This window comes from Lysinibacillus sp. G1-3, assembly GCF_056322905.1.
Map to the genome: position 1 here is coordinate 180559 of NZ_JBWHYQ010000002.1, position 18638 is coordinate 199196.

Consider the following 18638-nt stretch of genomic DNA (forward strand, 5'->3'; position numbering starts at 1 on the left):
TGGTTTTCGGTATTAGTAATAACCTATGAAGCTAGTACCAACAATAATCAATAAAATGAATAGAACTACGATTAGCGCAAATGATGAACCATAGCCAGAACCAGAACCATTACCGCAATATTCAGACATAGTAATTTCCCTCCTTTCAATACTCTATAATATGAATTGTTGTTAAAATGATTAGCGATATTTATCTATTAAAACATAAAAATAATAAAATTAAATATCCTGACATTTATAAAAAGATGATTCAATTCTTCATCCGTGAAAATGTATATTTCTTTAGCATCCCCTTAATCAAATTCTAATTTTTTTGTATTAAAGTTATATCATACTGATTCGGTTAAACACTTTCTTCACTCGCTAGTACATTGGCATGAGCAAAATTTGGTGAAACTGTAGATATCAAAGTAAGTATTAAAGCGCAAATAAAACAGTAAACTTTTTAATTGCAACAATTCTCTTTTTGTATTTTTGTAAAATAATATACATACAGATAATAAAAAAGTTGTATTTCCATCATTTTAAATAACCTACACATTAATGCATAATATATATAAATTGAATGTGAGGTGTATTATTTGTATTTCTCGAATATGCAATTTTTAATGTTGATATTTGCTTTTATTATTGTGATTTTAAGCTTTATTAAAGTGTATCAAATAAAAAAAGAGTATTTGATTAAGCATAAGGAACTAGAAGTGGAATTGGAAAGAGTTGAATTAGAAAGACAAAAAATAAACATCGAGGATATAAATGGCAAAATCTGAAGGGATACGTTTGGCAGAGGATGATTTGTTTTTAGTTTAATGCAAGTTTAATTCATGAAAACCAACCATGTATAAAATCTTGTATACACAATAAAAAGTTGTTCAAATGAAAGGCAGTAGTAACAAGGGTTTATCCGTTGTCGTTACTGCCTTGTTCTAATGATCCGAATAATCCTTATGATCATGAATGGTACGAAAATGACGAAGATTATACTTTTTAATATTTCTAGATTTTATCTAGGATCAAGGAATCAAGGATAGCCTTAATCAGTTGTTCTTTTTAAATTGTACAAAAATATTCACCAAAATAATCAATAATGGGTGCAATACAAAGGCTATTGCTATTTGAGCATATGAAGCATTGAAATATTCTGCATCAATCTCGAGAAGATATATGTTCAACAGCATAAATAGAGTCAATGCAGCCATTACAGTGTATCGAATGGCATTTTGAGAATTGATAATTGAGCCACAAATAGTTAACAGTGTAGAAAAAAATAGAAGTACCTGTAGGGTGATGGCTTCATCCACTGCATATAAAACGGGTATATCAGAGGTAATCAATAAACGATAGGCGAAAGCACCCAGTAAAAAAACGTGCCAAATATGAGTAATAAATTAGAAGTAAGGTTTTTTCATTTTTTCACTCTTTTTTAGAATTTAAGTTGTTGTTTTGTTTTGGGAAATGGGTCTTTACTATATTGACGATTGGCCAGATTTTGAGCATACTATCGATGGTCAAATATAGACGAAACGAATTCAATGGGATACACGAGAATTAATAGAAGAAAAATCAAACGAGCCTTTTAGCGAAGTATTTGTTATTTTCATCAATAGGAAACGGTGATTGAATATACATATTATAAACCGGTACTAAACAGAATAGTTTTTAAGTCAGTACAAATTGTATTGAGTTTTTTAGAGGAGGGAGGCATATGAAATGGTATTGCCTAAAACTAAAAGAACGAAAAAAGGCATCTCATCCATAGATGAAACACCTTTTCTTGAAGTTATTGAGCTACTCGTTGAATAAAGGCGTCTAATTGTACTAATGTGACATTATCGTTAACCCCGAAAGTATTGTCACCTTTACCAACCGTAATTTTATTGGAAGCGAGAATAGATACATAATTGTAAGCCCAATGCGCACTTGGAACATCCACGAATTGTACTGCTGATCCTTGTTGTTTTAAATGGAATGCTTCCACTAAAACTTTCGATAATTGACCACGTGTCATCGGAGAACCTGGATTGAATTTTCCATTTTCATCACCCGTAAAAACGCCGATTTTTTTAAGTGCTTCTGCAGCACCCGCATATTTAGACGATGGTGTTATATCTGGAAAACTTGAATTCGTGTTACTAGTATCTAACTTTAACTGCTTAGCTAGTTTAAGAGCTACCTCTCCACGCGATGCATAAACGCTAAAGTCGATTTCTGCATCTTTTACTTCTCCTTCAGAGAAGTTTGCTACGCGTTTTGCCCCTACGTAACGAGATCCCCAGTAATAAGGATCATTAAGTTTGTCAATTTTTACTCCAGAACTTGTAGTAGCTGAAATAAAATTGTTGTCACCTATGTATATGCCAACATGAGAAACGCCGCTTCCCGAAGTATTGAAAAATACAAGATCTCCAGACTTCAACTGAGCTTTCGCAATCGAAGTACCTTGCTGATATTGAGAACTCGATGTACGTTGTAGTGAAATGCCCAATTTAGAAAAAACGATTTGTGTATATGCTGAGCAATCTATACCTGTCTTAATATCCGTTCCTCCATATTGATAAGGTACACCTATATATGATTTTGCTGTATTAGTGATATCTGCTACTGTTGCTGCTTTCGCATCATGAACACCCATGCCTGTGAAAAACATAAACGATGCAAAAATGGGAAGTAACCATTTTTTCTTCATGTAAACTTACTCCTTTCAAAAAGCTTTCAGTTTTTAATAAAGTAAGAATAGCATGAAACAGCCATGAGTTATTTTTCAATCATATTACCGATTACCGTTAAACAGCAAAATTGAAACCTTAATTTTAACTGTGTAAAACTTCTGCAATAATCATGGGCAATTTTACTAAAAAAAATTTAAATAAATGGTTATAGAGGATTTAAAGGGTTAATTTAGTGCTTTCATCCAACATAAAATCTTTAAGTGATTCATTGTTTTTCCACATCTAATCCTAATTAGTGCTTTATGGCATTGTTGGTCCTCTTCAGTTTAACGCCTCGTTTATTAGCTAGATTTTTATACTTATAAACGAAGACTTTCTTTACAAGCTAGTTCACAAAGGGCGAAATAGCACCTTTCATCCCCATTGTATTTTCATAAAGACAACTGGACATTCTCCATACATTTTTCATATTTTTTATTTATACTAAATAATTGAAGTGTTTAATTAGATAAGGAAGGATTGGTGAATGGCTTTGGCAGGAGAATTGAATTTATTTCTTTCCTTTGCAGCGGGGTTATTGTCGTTTATTTCCCCTTGTTCATTACCACTTTACCCAGCATTTCTTTCGTATGTTACGGGGATGTCCTTTAATGAACTAAAGGATGACAAAGGAGTATTTCATCGTAAAGCTTTGATACATACACTTTTATTTTTATTTGGTTTCTCTATTATATTTTTGGCTTTAGGTTTATCTACATCATTTATCGGTTCTCTATTTATTATGCATAAAGATTTACTGAGACAAATTGGTGCTATTATTATCGTGATATTCGGTTTGATCATTTTAGGCGTTTTTAAGTTCGATTTTTTACTTTCAGATAAGAGATTACAGTTTACGAAAAGACCTAAAGGATATTTTGGTTCTATTCTAATCGGTGTTGGCTTTGCTGCTGGATGGACTCCGTGTACTGGTCCAATTCTTGCTGGAGTTATTGCATTAGGCATATCTGATCCTAGTAGAGGAATTTTATATATGCTATTTTATGTACTTGGTTTCTCTATTCCGTTTTTAGTTATGTCACTATTTATTGGGAAAATGAAAATGTTTCAAAAACGAAGTGCTCTCTTTATGAAAATAGGTGGTGTGTTAATGGTGATTATGGGAATCATGTTATATTTTGATATGATGACAAAAGTGATAGCATTTTTAACACCGTTTTTAGGAGGATTTACAGGATTTTAGTCGATATAAAACGCGGGGGAAGGAGGAGTATGCAATAAGGTGAATAAAATCTCTACTAAATTAGCAGCTAGTTTTTTTGTAGTTGTGCTAATCATGGAATTATTTCTTATGTTTTACCTACATCGAAATATTATTAAGTCGAAAGTTGAAGAAGAACTAGCCAGTTTATTAGCAAATGGAGAAAATCATAGAGATGTATTACTCGAGAATTATTCAGAAATGACTATAAAGCATATCGTGTTAATGGAAAAGAATAAAGATCGAGAAGTCATGATCACAGATAAAAATGGGCGTATTATAGGTCGTTCCACTTTAAATAACACAATAGTAGAAGAATACCTGCCTTTAGTAAAAAATCTAAGTAAAACAAAGGATCAAATACTAGTAGCAGACTGGCGAAACTCTCCATATATAGTCAGCGTGCACCCTTATAAAATAAATAAAGATCAATCTGGTTATGTGGTCATGTTTCAAAGTACAAGTGCTATCAAAGAAATGGTTCATAATTTGAATAAACACTTTTTCATATCTGGTATTACTAGCATTGTTGTACTTCTTGCTATATACGCATTATTATCGAAAGTCTTAACGAGACCTTTATTGCGTATGAAAGCGGCTACTGAAAAATTAAGTCATGGCGACTTTAATGTAAGTCTTGCCAATGTAGGAAAAGACGAACTTGGTGAGTTAGCAAGATCGATTCAGAAGTTAGCCGATGATTTAGAAAGGTTACAAAAAGAAAGAAATGAATTTCTGGCATCAATAGCGCATGAATTAAGCACACCCTTAACCTATTTAATTGGGTATTCAAAAGTAGCCATGAGAGAAAATTTGACCGAAAATGATCGAAATCACTATCTTGAAATTATTACTGAAGAGTCAAATCGAATGAAAGAACTTGTAAAAAACTTATTAGAATTAGCAAAAATGGATCAAAACACGTTTAGTGTGTCAAAGGAATATTTTTCTGCACGTCTATTTCTAGATAATATTTGTAAGCGAGTTGCACCTTCTTTTGACATGAATAACATAAAGTTAATTCTTGTTTGCGAAGAGGACTTTGAAATATACGCAGATTCCATACGCCTGGAGCAAATTATGCTAAATTTATTAGATAATGCATTGAAGTATTCAAATAAAAACACAAAAGTTACAGTAGAAGCAATGAAACAAGAAGAAAGAACCGTAATAAACGTAATTGATGAAGGGATCGGTATTCCTTCAGACGATCTGGAATTGATTTTCGAAAAATTATACAGAGTGGAAAAATCACGTTCGCGAACTTTTGGGGGTTCAGGAATAGGACTTGCTGTAGTTAAAGAACTAGTTGAGGCCCATGGCGGTACAATTAAAGTGAAAAGCATTTTAGGCGAAGGCAGTACATTTACAATCACAATATAGAAGGAGATAGGAATATACATGAAAACAATTTTATTAGTTGATGATGAACTAAGAATGTTGGATTTAGTAGAATTATTTCTATTGCCATATGGTTTTAATTGCATAAAGGAAACAAGTGGCATAAACGCAATTGAGCTCGTAAAGAAAGAAGACATAGCTCTTATCATCTTAGATGTTATGATGCCCGAAATGGATGGATGGGACGTTTGTGAAGCAATCCGCGAATTCTCGAATGTTCCAATTATTATGCTAACGGCACGATCTGATAAAGTAGATTTAGCAAAGGGGCTAAATAAAGGAGCGGATGATTATATTTCGAAGCCTTTTGACGAACGAGAGTTGCTTGCAAGAGTAAATGCGATACTACGTCGAACTTATCGTGATGAGAATAAAATTATTAGTTACAAAGATTTTACGTTGGATAAAGAAACGTACTCCTTACACTATCATGATTTAACTGTTCAGCTGACGTTAAAAGAATTTAACATTATAAACACTTTAATTTCCCGACCATCTAAAACGTATACTAGAGAAGAATTATTACGTTCTGCATGGGAATATGATACAGATATCGATACACGAACAATAGACTCTCATATTCGAAATTTAAGAGAAAAATTAGTGAATGCTGGTTTTCCAAGTGATAATTTTATTAATACCGTTTGGGGAATCGGATATAAATGGGGCTAATGAAGCGCAAAGTATTATAAAGTGATATGAATTAGATGTCCAAAGTCAATTTTGACATGGATATCTTTTTTTATTGTCCAAATAGTTATCATGATGTTTTTTTAAGTATGATCTTGTAACTCCATAATTTCTTCATATTTATTTGCTACAGTTAATTTGTATTAAAATGCAAGGAGGAAACATCATGAAGCTTAAATTTTTGATTACTTCTCTACTAGTGAGTAGTGTGATCATTGGGGGATGTAGTGCTAGTAGTTCAAAATCTGATGAAACGATGGACCATTCCAAGATGACAAAAGAAGAAATGTCGAATATGGAGGGGATGGATCATTCCAATATGTCGGGAAAAGATATGGAAGCAATGAATGGACATGAGAGCCATACGAATCCATTAGCATTAAATCATTCGACTGGAGAAAATGAACTGGCTCTCCCACCTTTACTAGAAGCAAAAGATGGCATTTTTACTATTACAGCACAACAAGGAACAAGTGAAATTTTCAAAGGTATTAACACCGAAACATATGGCTATAATGGCTCGTATTTAGGTCCTGTCATTAAAATAAATGAAGGTCAAAAAGTAACGTTTAAAACAAACAATCAACTATCAGAGCCAACGACATTTCATTGGCATGGTGTAGATATACCAGGAGAAGGAGACGGAGGTCCACATCATCTATTACAGCCTGGAGATACGAAAAATGTGAAGTTTACTGTAAAACAAGGAGCATCGACATTATGGTTCCATCCTCATCCTGTAGGAGCGACTGCGGAACAAGTATATAAAGGTTTAGCAGGATTAATATACGTAGAAGATGAACATTCTAAAAAACTAGGCTTACCAAGTGAATATGGTGTGAATGATTTCCCTTTAGTATTCCAAGATAGAAAATTTGACGATAATAAACAATTAAATTTTAAAGCTGCAATGAATGAGGATGGTACTATAGGTGATACTTTGTTAATAAATGGCACAGTTAATCCTAAGCTAACAGTTGGCAAAGAAAAGGTCCGTTTACGTTTATTAAACGGTTCAAATGCCCGTAACTATACATTTAAATTAAATACAGGAGATTCATTTCAACAAATAGCTACTGATGGTGGCTTTTTAAATAAACCAATTTCGATGAATGAACTATCATTAACGCCAGGCGAACGTGCAGAAATTATAATTGATTTTTCAACATACAATGTGTCAACGGATATAGCTTTAATGAATGAAGAAGACACTAAATTACTATCATTTAATATCGTCGATAAAAAATCAGAAACATCTAGTGATTCTCTCAAAAACTTAAATAATTATGTAGTAACCGATGAAGAAAGAAAATTGCCAGTTTCTAAAAAGCTGGAACTTTTCGGAATGGGAAAGATGGTCACTATTAATAATAAACAATTTGATATGAATCGAATCGATTTTACGCAAAAACAAGGAGAGACTGAAATATGGGAAATTTATAATAAACCAGATATGATGGGTGGTATGACACATCCATTCCATATACATGGTACTCAGTTTAAAATTCTCCCCATCGATGGTAAAGAACCTCCGACAAACGAATATGGTTGGAAAGATACTGTCGCAATAGATGCTGGAGAAACAGTAAGATTAGCTGTGAAATTTAACAACAAAGGCATTTACATGTTCCACTGTCATATTCTTGAGCATGAAGAAAATGGTATGATGGGGCAAGTTAAAGTGGAATAGTGATCAATAATATAAAATATTTACTTTACGACAAAATCTGTCCATTTCAATAGTTCTGTTTGAACCCTAATTATATTGTGATTTACAGTTAGAAGTCCTCTACAAAATAACCTGTAGAGGACTTTTCAATTATAGAAATAATCTACGGAAGCAATCATAGAAAATATCTATGGTTATTATAGAAATTATAGAATTGATAAATAGTAATTTGATTCTTATAATTTTTTTATAAGCAATAGTTATTTTTAATGAGGAGGTAATACGGATGACAAATATTGCTGGTATTAAAATACCTGACAGCCGTTTGGCATTGGAAGCTCAAGATATTTTAAAAGAACATGGTTCAGAATTACTTTGGAATCACTCAAATCGTGTTTATTTGTTTGGGGCTCTACAAGGTAAAAAAGCTCAGCGGAAATATGATGAAGAGCTACTATATGTAAGTGCTTTGTTTCATGATTTGGGTTTAACAAAACAATTCAGCAGCCTAGATAAACGATTTGAGGTGGATGGTGCAAATGCTGCACGTCAATTTCTAGCACACCATCATATTGATGATGCTTCAATACAACTCGTTTGGGATGCCATCGCACTACATACTACAATCGGTGTAGCTGAGCATAAAGAAAATGAAGTCGCATTGCTGTATGCTGGAGTAGGTCTTGATGTAATGGGAGACGGTTATCATGATTTAACGAATGAAGAACGAAATGAAATTATACATGCTTTCCCACGTAACCAATTTAAACAAAAAATTTTGCCAGCATTTTTTGAAGGATTCAAACATAAACCCGAAACAACATTTGGCAATATTAAATCTGATGTTTGTGCATTGTTCATTCCAAATTATAAACCTAAGAACTTTTGTGACTGTGTCTTGCACTCACCATGGTTAGAATAAAAATTGATAGTAGATAAGGGGATTCATATATATGTTAAAACTAGCACATAAGAAAATTCGTCATGTTGCATTACAAGATAAAGTTGTATCAGCTCAAGAAGCGGCCTCTTGGATAAAAGATGGAATGTTATTGGGGATGAGTGGCTTTACAAGGGCTGGAGATGCAAAAATAGTACCACTAGCGCTTGTAGAAAAAGCAAAAGTGGAAAAATTCCAAGTTGATGTTTATACAGGAGCTTCACTTGGTCCAGAGGTAGATCAACAGATGGCTGAAGCTGGCGTTATTCGTAAGCGAGCACCTTATCAAGGTGATCCAGCTATTCGTCGTTTGATAAATAGTGGAGAAGTGCTGTATACAGATGCGCATGTTTCGCATAATGCAGAGTTAATTCGTCAAGGAATTGTAGGACCAATTGACTTTGCCATCATTGAAGCTACTGCAATTACGGAAGATGGCTTGCTGATACCTACAACCTCTGTAGGAAACTCTCCAATTATTATGCAAATGGCAAATGAAATCATTATTGAACTAAATGTTTCGCACCCTGACTCTCTAGAGGGAATCCATGATATTTATATACCTGATGTACAAGGGAAGAGAAGTCCTATTCCTTTAAATAGTGCAGGTGAGCGAATTGGAACAGTTGGTATCCCATTAGATATTAGTAAGGTACGTGGCATAGTACTCTCTGAAAAAACAGATGCTCCATCAACAATTGTACAGCCAGACGAGGAAACCGCTAAAATGGCAGAGCATTTACTCAATTTTTTACATGATGAAGTTAAAGCTGGTCGTTTAACAAAAACATTAGCACCGATCCAATCAGGCGTAGGATCAGTAGCAAATGCAGTATTAAATGGTTTTTTAGAATCAGAGTTTGAGGATTTAGAAATATATTCAGAGGTGTTACAGGACGCCGTATTTGAATTAATTGATGCGGGAAAAGTGAAATCCGCTTCAGGCACGTCCATTACACTATCACAGGAACGTGGTAAGCAAGTTTATAGTCAGCTAGAAAACTATAGAGATTGTTTAATTTTACGACCTCAAGAAATATCCAACCATCCAGAAATTATTCGCCGTTTAGGGTTAATTTCCGTCAATACAGCACTTGAAGTAGATATTTACGGAAATGTAAACTCAACACATGTTTCTGGTTCAAAAATGATGAATGGCATTGGAGGATCTGGTGATTTCGCTCGTAATGCGCGTTTAGGAATATTCGTTACAAAATCCTATGCGAAGGGGGGTAACATCTCAAGTATCGTCCCTATGGTATCTCACGTGGACCATACAGAGCATGATGTAGACGTCATTGTTACAGAATTTGGGGTAGCCGATTTACGTGGTTTAGCACCAAAAGAACGCGTGCCTTTGTTAATTAATAATTGTGCACATCCTGATTATCGTCCTCAATTGTGGGCATATTATAATGCTGCTGTAGAGAAGACTGGTAATCATCATACACCTCATTTATTAGAAGAGGCGCTGTCTTGGCATGTTCATCTAGAGAAAGCTAAGACAATGAAAAAATAAGGCAATGTTGGCTAGGCATAGTGTTTAGTCAGTAGAAAAATAGAATCCACTAATCACAGCCATAGTATTACTGTGATTAGTGGATTTATTATTGAGATTTTATCAAAGATTGAATCAATAGTTGACTTTTTTCTGAAATTGAAAAACCAGCTTTTTCAAGTCCCTCAACCATTAAACGAATAAAAGCTTTCGCCGCAAAATTAATGAATTTATCTTTTCTATATAGAAGTACAATTTCTCGCGTTAATGGTGGATTATAGATCGGTCGCTCACAAATAGTATTTGTTTTATATAGGTTACACAGTGTTTTCGAAATAATTGTCGCCCCGACATTTTGTTCAACTAGTTTAAAAATGGCTTGAACACTAGCTGTCTCTATTTTAGGTTTCACATGAAGCTTTTCTATGCGCGCTGCACTATCAATTACTTTCCTACATTGATGGATAGTTGGAAATAATATAAGCGGAAGCTCTAAAACATCTTGCAATGCTATTTTCTCAGATGCTAAAAGTGGATGCTCGATATGTGCAACGAATAGTAATTCTTCAGTAAACAATGGAATTATTTGAAGCTGCTCATCCTCATAATCGAAATACTCTTGTTTATAGGAAATCGCAAAATCTATTTTATTGTCTTTGAACTGTTTTAATAAATCATCTGTGCTATTTATGCAGATTTGTAAATCTGGATATTCAAGATGATAGTCTAACAAATAGTCCGATACTAAGTTGGTTAATTCACCAGGTAGAGTACCTATCACTAATTTCCCGGCTTTTAATTCTTTCAGTTCAATTATCTGATTGCTTGTATTATCTATCGCTCGAAATATATGGGTACATTGTTCATGCAATATTTTGCCTGCTTCTGTAATTGCTATTTTTTTCCCTAGACGATCGAATAGCGGAATGCCCAGTTCATTTTCTAATACTTTAATTTGATGGCTAAGCGTCGGTTGAGAAATATTCAATTTTTCGGCAGCCTTTGTAAAATGAAGCTCACTACACAGTACTAAAAAGTATTCAAGCTGTCGTATCTCCATAAACGTACCTTCTTTAATAAAATTATTTCTTATATTATAACATTATTCTTATAGAGACCCGTATATTTCATCAGAGAATTAATATCAAATTTAGTAATGCGCAGAGGAGCTTTGACAACTACAAGCACGAATGTAGATTTCTTTAAGCTTGTAGAGTGATAATTAGTTGAATATATAATTAACATTAAAGCCGACAACTTAAATTATGCCATATTCACTATTCATTAGTTATTAACACGCAATCACGTTACTAAACTACTATACTCGACTGAAATAATTTTATGGTATAATTTCCTTAAAAAGGAGTGGTAATTTTGGGAAATAGAAATCGTTTTAACGTAATAAAATTTCTAGTAGGCTTATCAGTTATTTTATGCATGATAAATTATCCGGTTATTTCCTTTGCTGAAACACTTGATACTCATTCTAGTGAGAAAAGCAAATCGAATGACATTGATTCGGGTATAGCTAACTTGAACTACAATAATAACGAGGTTTTAGCTATGAAAGGAGATAAGATTGATAGTTTTGTTCCAAGAGAAGGTATTAACTCAAATGATAAATTTATAGTGGTAGAACGTAACAAAAAATCACTTACAACCTCACCAGTGGATATTTCAATTATCGATTCTATGGCGAATCGTACTTATCCAGGAGCATTACAACTTGCAAATCAAGCTTTTGTAGACAATCAACCTAGTTTATTAGTGGCGAAAAGAAAACCGCTAAATATAAGCATAGATTTACCTGGTATGAAAAGAGAAAATACTGCGACTGTGGATAATCCTACATATGGTAATGTTTCTGGTGCAGTAGATGAGCTAGTATCTACTTGGAGTGAAAAATATTCAACAACCCATACTTTACCTGCAAGACTACAATATTCAGAGTCTATGGTTTATAGCAAATCTCAAATAGCAAGTACGCTAAATGTGAACGCCAAAGTTCTTGATAATTCATTAGGAATTGACTTTAATGCAATTGCTAATGGAGAGAAAAAAGTGATGGTTGCGGCATATAAACAAATATTTTATACCGTAAGTGCAGAATTACCTAATAATCCATCAGACCTTTTTGATGACAGTGTGACTTTTGAAGAGTTAACGCGTAAAGGGGTAAGTAATGAAGCTCCTCCTGTTATGGTGTCAAATGTAGCTTATGGCAGAACAATTTATGTGAAATTAGAAACAAGCTCTAAGAGCAAGGATGTACAAGCTGCATTTAAAGCCTTACTTAATAATGTGAATACGAATGTAGAAACTAGTGGACAATATAAAGATATTTTTGAAGAAAGTTCTTTTACTGCAGTAGTATTAGGCGGAGATTCACAACAGCATAATCAAGTTGTCTCAAAAGACTTTAATGATATTAGAAATATAATTAAAGATAATGCAGAGTTTAGTCTTAAAAATCCAGCATACCCAATATCATATACAAGTGTTTTCTTAAAAGACAATTCAATTGCTGCGGTTCATAACAATACAGATTATGTCGAAACGACATCTACAGAATACTCTAAAGGCAGCATTACCCTTGATCATTATGGTGCATATGTTGCTCAATTTGAAGTAGCATGGGATGAATTTTCATATGATGAAAATGGCAATGAAGTGCTATCCCATAAAACTTGGAATGGAAACTGGAAAGACAAAACGGCTCATTTCTCAACTGTAATACCACTACCGCCTAATTCAAAAAATATAAGAATTTATGCGAGAGAATGTACAGGTCTCGCATGGGATTGGTGGAGAACAATTATTGATGAATACAATGTTCCATTATCTAAAGAAATAAAAGTTTCAATTGGAGGAACTACATTACACCCAACAGGTACTATTAATTAAATACCTATCATGATCCAATCTAAGCTAGGGCTCGAAGCGGATAAATACGATCATGCATCCTGGTTAAACAAACGGCTGAGACTCTTGTTATTCAAGAACTCAGCCGTTTCTATTTTCACAAACATCTCTCCGAATAGAAAGAACACCTAAAGACTGGGCCAAGTGTTATAGGAAGAAATTCTATTTTTACGACATAAAATGGAAACTGTTTTGTAACTTAGTTTAAACGTGTTCGTCGAATGGTAAGGGGGGGACGTTCATGAAGAAATGTTTTTTATATGTAGTAGCTCTTTTAGGGCTTACATTTATAACCGGGTGTTCAAATACTGGTGGATTGTCGGGAGAAAAGCCTCCTAAAGCGTTTATAGAGATTGAAAATAAAAAATTTGAAACTACACTCGGTACTTATTGTTGGCAAAATGGATGCGTTGATACTGCTGGACCAGTTGAACTTTTAGAAGGCCAAAAGCCTATAAAAGTTAAATCAGGTGAAACCATAACGCTTGAATTGGACTATGAAACAAAACCAAATGAATTTCATGTTGCGCAAATAAGTGGTAATAAGGAAACTGAGGTCGCGGTCAAAAACAATCGTTTTACGGTACCTACACAACGTGGCGTTTATTATTACTCTTTTGGCGTTTGGTGGATGGATGAAAAGGAAGCGAATGTATCTAATGGCGACGCTTTCTATGCCTTTGTATTAGAAGTAGAATAGCTATTACCTGATAAAGTGCGATATGGATCAACTACAGGTGAAAAAATTGTGGGTATTGTTTTTCTTTGTGAATATGAATGGGGAACCGATGAGCTCGAAGTGGTATTATGGTTAATTACTGAAGAACTATATGCCACCCCCAAGGCATTGATTCATATTCATTTGTCATCACTGCTTACAATTTATCATAGATGTAAAGTAGTTATACATAAATGGAGGGCTTTGTATGAATAAACGGATATATATTGTAAGGCACTGTGAAGCACAGGGGCAATCTTCGGAGTCACTACTTACGGAAAAAGGATTGATACAAGCAAACTATTTATCTAGATTTTTCTCCAATTGTGAAATTGATCGAATTATATCCAGTCCTTTTTTACGTGCAATTCAGTCAGTAGAACCGATTAGTGAGGAAACAAACATAATCATAGAGATTGATGAACGTTTATCAGAACGTACACTTAGTACTACGGATTTACCTGATTGGCTTGAAAAACTTAAAGCCACATTCAATGATTTGGAGCTGAAATTTCAAGGTGGAGAGTCAAGTAAAGAAGCTATGAATCGAATAGTAGCAGTTGTAGATGAAGTTTTTAAAAGTGAATCTGAAAACACAATAATCGTTACTCATGGAAATGTAATGTCTCTACTACTAAAGAATTATGATAACAGCTTTGATTTTGATTGCTGGAAGAGTCTTAGTAATCCAGATGTGTTTGTATTATATAACTTAAACAATGAAGTAAATATGGATCGATTATGGCAAGAAGAACTAATAGGAAAATAGTAAAATTTCTTAAATAAGAGGCCAACTTTAGGGATGTCTCCACTCATCAAAGCTTAAAACAAAAAAGCAGATTTACTCTACAAAACGGGTAGAATAAATCTGCTTTTTAATGGCCTTTGGGAAAGGTGGCTTTCTCAATCCTTCAACTAAACACCTGCTAGTTCAACAGTTTCTTTAAATTAATTCTTGTATACGTTTTATTATAGGTCGTACCATCATCATTATAAAATATCGCTTTTTTAAAATATGGGTTAGAGATAGGTTCGTAACCATGTTTGCTAATTAACTGTATCATTTGGGGATTTTCTATTGGGTCGACACTTACAAATATCTCAGAATACCCTAGATTCATTGCAATATTTTCTCTATACCTAATTAAATCTGAACCTATACCATTACCACGATAATCCTCTTTTACATATAAGTCGCTTAATTTAGGAAACAAAGGGCCTTTTAATTTAAGAACCGCAAAACCAAATACATGTGAGTCTTGTTCAGCGATTGCTAAAAATACTTCCCTTTTTACATAGTGCTTTAAATAATTCGTAAATAAATCTTTATTATTTCTAATAACACATAAACCCGGTAAGTCGTTTTCATTCGCTAATCTTATTTTGTAGTTCATTGTTACTCCTGCTTCCTTATTCTTCCATAAAAGTATCTAAAGCCTTCGAACCGCTTTCCTTCTCTGTTCGATTTTTCGAAATACCAAAGAAATCATCGTTAGTACAAAATAAAGTATGACAAAATTAAAAATTACACTATTTTCACTTTTGCTCGCTATATAAACGTATAGCCCGACCACCAAAGCAAAAATTAGTGGTTTGAACATTGAATTCATAATCAATCCACCTTTTCTTAATACTTAAAATGATTTTAAATGATGTTACATATCAATATGTAATAAATTAGCATATTGAGTACGAAATTGGAATTGATGATCTTTTCGAATGCACAGGAGCCAGTGCAAAAAGTGAACGACTTTATAAGGCTCATTTAGTTCGGTGAAATGTCTATTTTCGCAAATCCTTTAATTTGATTAATTTTGGTCTGAGGCAACTTATTTTTACGCTCGAATTTTATTTAGTAATGGTAAAAAAGATTGTTGTAGACCCACACGATATTCGTCTGATATCATAGTTGAGTATTAATTGGAGGAAGAAGAATATAGAGTATTTGAGAAGAATTCTTCCCACATTTTTTATGGATAAAACTCTTACTCGGAGGAGATATAAATGGTTAGTGAGAGAGAGCAAATTAGCAAAAAAGTTGCATGGATTGCACTTATTTCCAACATAATTCTTATGGTAGGTAAACTCTTCTTTGGTCTTTTTGGAGGTAGTGAGGCCGTTTTTGCAGATGGGATTCACTCAGGTGCAGATGTAGTTGCTTCGATTGCTGTGCTAGCGGTGGTCGGTATTTCTAATAAACCACCTGATAAGGATCATCCCTTTGGACATGGTAAGGCGGAGGTTATTAGTGAAGCAATCGTTGGAATTATTTTAATATTAGTTGCACTATATATTTTAGTAGAAGCAATTTTAGCATTTTTTGAAAAACCTAGTGTACCACAATACAGTGCATTGATTGCAGCTATCATTTCTTACATAGCGAAAGAAATACTATATAGATACTCTATAAAACAAGGAAAAAAATGGAATAGTAAGGCGATTATAGCGATTGCATTAGATCATAAAGGTGATATTGTTGCTTCACTTGCTGCCTCTATTGGTGTCCTCTTAGCGATAATAGGAAATGCCATTGGATGGACATTTTTGTTATACGCTGACGCTATTGCCAGTGCTTTAGTAGCTTATTTTATTTTTAGAATCGCAATGGAATTAGTTAAACCTTCTGTTGATGTGTTAATGGAAAAAAGTGTGGATCAGGAACTTTTAGACGAATATGAAGTTACTATTCATGAATTTAATCAAGTGCAACGAATAGACAAAATTCGTGCAAGAGAACACGGTCACTATAAACTTCTAGACATTCGTTTATCGCTTAATCATGATTTAACAATTAAACAAGGCCATGATATAGCTCGTGACATAAAAAATGCGATATTAAAAAAATACCCTGATGTCGGGGAAGTACTTATCCATGTAAATCCATACTATATGGAACCTAATCAAGAGTAGTACTACTGAGTTGTGCAGCTTGAACCGGTGGCGTTACTATCTATGCAGCTATTGCTTGTTTTATAGCTTAAATAAATGTTGCGTTCATATATTTTGATAAAAACAAGAAGCCTTCGAATAAAAGGCTTCTTGTTTTTTGCTAATCCTGATGATAATACAATTGTAGAGCGCAGTTAGGGAGGTTATAACGAGTATGGAAAGTTTCCTTTTAGGTGAAACATTGGAGATTAGCGGCTCTTATGTACGTAACAAAGGTAAAAACGAGAAGATATGCAAAAATAGCAACAATCTTTGAGAAATGCTATTTCTTATAGATTGTTGCTATATTAGAAATAAGATCATTTCTAGACATCCAAATAGCCTTGATCAAGTTTTTTAGAAGTAATTTATTTTTGTTGTTCTTGATAATTAATGGCCTTTTTAAATTCTTCGGTAGTGTAGATATTATAAAACATATTTCTACTATTTACGTTTGCTATTGTCCCTGTATATGTATTGTCTATCCATAAATAGTATTCATCATCGTTTAATTTGATCTTATATTGCGGAACTACTTTGTTATCTACTTCACCAAATTCTCTAGCTTTTTTAAACGTTTTCTCTATAATTTTAATATCCTTTGGATCGGATATTAACTGTAATGTGTCAGATTTTTCTTCTTCGAAATTAATTAATTCTCGAATTTCTACTATTTTTGTTGTTTCTTCATTACTGTTACAAGCCACTAACCACATAGAACAAATAATCAAAAACAATATTGTTTTTATTTTCACCTTATCTACACCTCTTATATACTATTTCTTCGCCATAATTGTTGAATTAAAATATCCCCATTTAAGTACTTCTTCACATTGTAAAAAAACACCTTTTTTATCCGATAATTAAAAATTCTAATTAGAAACATCAATTGAAAATAAGATAGAAGATAGAAAGAGAGAAGGGAGTGGTGGAGCCATTCATTAACAAAAGATTTAAACACAATCGCATATACATTCAGCAGAATAGCAGGATAAGATCAGGCGCTCCTAAAAGTGAGTACCTGCTCTTTTTGTGTTAAATGTATCAGACAGCCGAGTGATAAGCCGTCCAGATCACCACCTGCCTAGATTAAAGGACACAGAGAGAGTTTAGGTCTTAGTACAACAAAAAACCCCAGTTTAAAACTGGGGAGAACGGTTTGTAAGTGAGATTATTTTACTTTTCTGGATAATCTACATGTAATGGCGGTGGAACTAACCAACCTTTAGTTTTATTAAGACGTAAAAGTTTTACTCCAAGTTGAGCTTTCGCTGTATGGAATTGACCATACATTAATCCAATATCTTCTCTAATGGACATACCTATAACTTGACTACATGTAACCAACCCAGCAGAAAGGTCACCGGCTAGAGCAGCACTAATTTCTGGATCATTAAATTTCGCACCAGGAGGGATATTCTCAATTCTTGCAACTGGTCTTTCTGGTGGTGCAGGCGGTAGAGCAATACCGTTAGTTTTTAATACTTTTTCTAACTGTTTTCCTTCTTCTCTTAAAACATCGATGATATCTTCAATTATTTTTCTTAGATCTTCATCGCCTGTATGATTGTAAAACGTTTGATAACCCGCTATGAAGCCATAATTTACAGTGAGATGTGTCCAAATACTAAATACTTCTCCGTAGTGTAATGGCTCGTCTTTAGGATTTCCACTAAGTATTCCCATACTCGCACTTCCTTTCTTATTTGAATATTTTCAAACAAGTATAGTATGGGTGAAAAAAGAAATTAAATTCGTTTTTAAGAAATTAAAAAGGATCAGAAAGTGATCAATTAATAAAGGATCTTTAAGAGAAATAGAAACTCGAAGTAAAATCATCTCATTAGTTAACAATTATTTATCAAATTTAGGGAGTTACACCATTTTGAAATTAAGCCTACGATAAAAAGTATAAATTACCGTAAAACGGACAATTTAATAC

Annotated in this window: 16 protein-coding genes; 10 read left to right on the forward strand and 6 right to left on the reverse strand. The window is 33.5% G+C overall.

From position 1 onward, the window contains the following. Positions 1 to 12: 12 nt before the first annotated feature. Both ACVYAD_RS02880 and ACVYAD_RS02885 read right to left on the reverse strand, forming a co-directional pair. On the reverse strand, positions 13 to 129 hold the full coding sequence (locus tag ACVYAD_RS02880) for a YjcZ family sporulation protein (RefSeq protein ID WP_349657922.1): 117 nt from the start codon (positions 127 to 129) through the stop codon (positions 13 to 15). A 1651-nt stretch (positions 130 to 1780) separates the two neighbouring features. Further along, positions 1781 to 2686, reverse strand: coding sequence for a C40 family peptidase (locus ACVYAD_RS02885; protein WP_476424460.1), 906 nt, complete (start codon positions 2684 to 2686; stop codon positions 1781 to 1783). Positions 2687 to 3195: 509 nt separating this feature from the next. Between ACVYAD_RS02885 and ACVYAD_RS02890 the strand changes: the two genes are divergently transcribed. The 6 genes from ACVYAD_RS02890 to ACVYAD_RS02915 all read left to right on the forward strand — a co-directional run bounded on the left by ACVYAD_RS02890 (position 3196) and on the right by ACVYAD_RS02915 (position 10149). Then, positions 3196 to 3912, forward strand: a complete 717-nt coding sequence (locus tag ACVYAD_RS02890; protein ID WP_476424462.1) for a cytochrome c biogenesis CcdA family protein — start codon at positions 3196 to 3198, stop codon at positions 3910 to 3912. A gap of 39 nt (positions 3913 to 3951) precedes the next feature. Beyond that, a complete protein-coding gene (locus ACVYAD_RS02895) occupies positions 3952 to 5313 on the forward strand; it encodes a HAMP domain-containing sensor histidine kinase (protein ID WP_476424463.1) in 1362 nt (453 codons plus the stop codon). 18 nt (positions 5314 to 5331) lie between these two features. Continuing rightward, the gene (locus ACVYAD_RS02900) at positions 5332 to 6003 is read left to right on the forward strand and encodes a response regulator transcription factor (protein ID WP_349657927.1); all 672 of its coding nucleotides are present in this window, start codon (positions 5332 to 5334) and stop codon (positions 6001 to 6003) included. Between the two features lie 184 nt (positions 6004 to 6187). After that, complete coding sequence (locus tag ACVYAD_RS02905; RefSeq protein WP_476424465.1) at positions 6188 to 7711, forward strand: multicopper oxidase family protein; 1524 nt, start codon at positions 6188 to 6190, stop codon at positions 7709 to 7711. 265 nt (positions 7712 to 7976) lie between these two features. Beyond that, a complete protein-coding gene (locus ACVYAD_RS02910; RefSeq protein WP_476424466.1) occupies positions 7977 to 8612 on the forward strand; it encodes an HD domain-containing protein in 636 nt (211 codons plus the stop codon). A gap of 31 nt (positions 8613 to 8643) precedes the next feature. Then, positions 8644 to 10149: a succinate CoA transferase gene (locus tag ACVYAD_RS02915; protein WP_476424467.1), complete on the forward strand. Its 1506-nt coding sequence runs from the start codon at positions 8644 to 8646 to the stop codon at positions 10147 to 10149. Between the two features lie 88 nt (positions 10150 to 10237). Here the strand turns inward: ACVYAD_RS02915 and ACVYAD_RS02920 are convergent, their stop codons facing one another. Next, a complete protein-coding gene (locus ACVYAD_RS02920) occupies positions 10238 to 11188 on the reverse strand; it encodes a LysR family transcriptional regulator (protein WP_476424469.1) in 951 nt (316 codons plus the stop codon). Between the two features lie 377 nt (positions 11189 to 11565). Between ACVYAD_RS02920 and ACVYAD_RS02925 the strand changes: the two genes are divergently transcribed. From ACVYAD_RS02925 to ACVYAD_RS02935, 3 genes are all read left to right on the forward strand, one after another. After that, positions 11566 to 13032, forward strand: a complete 1467-nt coding sequence (locus ACVYAD_RS02925) for a thiol-activated cytolysin family protein (protein ID WP_476424592.1) — start codon at positions 11566 to 11568, stop codon at positions 13030 to 13032. A 259-nt stretch (positions 13033 to 13291) separates the two neighbouring features. Continuing rightward, a complete protein-coding gene (locus ACVYAD_RS02930) occupies positions 13292 to 13750 on the forward strand; it encodes a hypothetical protein (RefSeq protein ID WP_476424471.1) in 459 nt (152 codons plus the stop codon). Positions 13751 to 13976: 226 nt separating this feature from the next. Further along, positions 13977 to 14537: a histidine phosphatase family protein gene (locus ACVYAD_RS02935; protein ID WP_476424473.1), complete on the forward strand. Its 561-nt coding sequence runs from the start codon at positions 13977 to 13979 to the stop codon at positions 14535 to 14537. A 157-nt stretch (positions 14538 to 14694) separates the two neighbouring features. On the opposite strand, the gene ACVYAD_RS02940 is transcribed toward ACVYAD_RS02935, so the two are convergent. Continuing rightward, the gene (locus ACVYAD_RS02940) at positions 14695 to 15162 is read right to left on the reverse strand and encodes a GNAT family N-acetyltransferase (RefSeq protein ID WP_476424475.1); all 468 of its coding nucleotides are present in this window, start codon (positions 15160 to 15162) and stop codon (positions 14695 to 14697) included. Between the two features lie 610 nt (positions 15163 to 15772). On the opposite strand from ACVYAD_RS02940, the gene ACVYAD_RS02945 reads away from it, so the two are divergent. Beyond that, complete coding sequence (locus ACVYAD_RS02945; RefSeq protein ID WP_476424476.1) at positions 15773 to 16678, forward strand: cation diffusion facilitator family transporter; 906 nt, start codon at positions 15773 to 15775, stop codon at positions 16676 to 16678. Positions 16679 to 17064: 386 nt separating this feature from the next. On the opposite strand, the gene ACVYAD_RS02950 is transcribed toward ACVYAD_RS02945, so the two are convergent. Then, positions 17065 to 17451 (reverse strand): hypothetical protein, encoded by a 387-nt coding sequence (locus ACVYAD_RS02950; RefSeq protein WP_476424478.1) that lies wholly within the window; start codon positions 17449 to 17451, stop codon positions 17065 to 17067. Positions 17452 to 17872: 421 nt separating this feature from the next. Continuing rightward, positions 17873 to 18382, reverse strand: a complete 510-nt coding sequence (locus ACVYAD_RS02955) for a DUF3231 family protein (protein WP_349657942.1) — start codon at positions 18380 to 18382, stop codon at positions 17873 to 17875. Between the last annotated feature and the right edge of the window lie 256 nt (positions 18383 to 18638).

Bases quoted from the DNA above. Each gene is read 5' to 3' on its own strand.
- ACVYAD_RS02900 (WP_349657927.1), top strand. From the start codon at position 5,332: ATGAAAACAATTTTATTAGTTGATGATGAACTAAGAATGTTGGATTTA.
- ACVYAD_RS02890 (WP_476424462.1), top strand. From the start codon at position 3,196: ATGGCTTTGGCAGGAGAATTGAATTTATTTCTTTCCTTTGCAGCGGGG.
- ACVYAD_RS02880 (WP_349657922.1), bottom strand. From the start codon at position 129: ATGTCTGAATATTGCGGTAATGGTTCTGGTTCTGGCTATGGTTCATCA.
- ACVYAD_RS02915 (WP_476424467.1), top strand. From the start codon at position 8,644: ATGTTAAAACTAGCACATAAGAAAATTCGTCATGTTGCATTACAAGAT.
- ACVYAD_RS02930 (WP_476424471.1), top strand. From the start codon at position 13,292: ATGAAGAAATGTTTTTTATATGTAGTAGCTCTTTTAGGGCTTACATTT.
- ACVYAD_RS02935 (WP_476424473.1), top strand. From the start codon at position 13,977: ATGAATAAACGGATATATATTGTAAGGCACTGTGAAGCACAGGGGCAA.
- ACVYAD_RS02920 (WP_476424469.1), bottom strand. From the start codon at position 11,188: ATGGAGATACGACAGCTTGAATACTTTTTAGTACTGTGTAGTGAGCTT.
- ACVYAD_RS02885 (WP_476424460.1), bottom strand. From the start codon at position 2,686: ATGAAGAAAAAATGGTTACTTCCCATTTTTGCATCGTTTATGTTTTTC.
- ACVYAD_RS02955 (WP_349657942.1), bottom strand. From the start codon at position 18,382: ATGGGAATACTTAGTGGAAATCCTAAAGACGAGCCATTACACTACGGA.
- ACVYAD_RS02940 (WP_476424475.1), bottom strand. From the start codon at position 15,162: ATGAACTACAAAATAAGATTAGCGAATGAAAACGACTTACCGGGTTTA.
- ACVYAD_RS02905 (WP_476424465.1), top strand. From the start codon at position 6,188: ATGAAGCTTAAATTTTTGATTACTTCTCTACTAGTGAGTAGTGTGATC.
- ACVYAD_RS02945 (WP_476424476.1), top strand. From the start codon at position 15,773: ATGGTTAGTGAGAGAGAGCAAATTAGCAAAAAAGTTGCATGGATTGCA.
- ACVYAD_RS02925 (WP_476424592.1), top strand. From the start codon at position 11,566: ATGATAAATTATCCGGTTATTTCCTTTGCTGAAACACTTGATACTCAT.
- ACVYAD_RS02910 (WP_476424466.1), top strand. From the start codon at position 7,977: ATGACAAATATTGCTGGTATTAAAATACCTGACAGCCGTTTGGCATTG.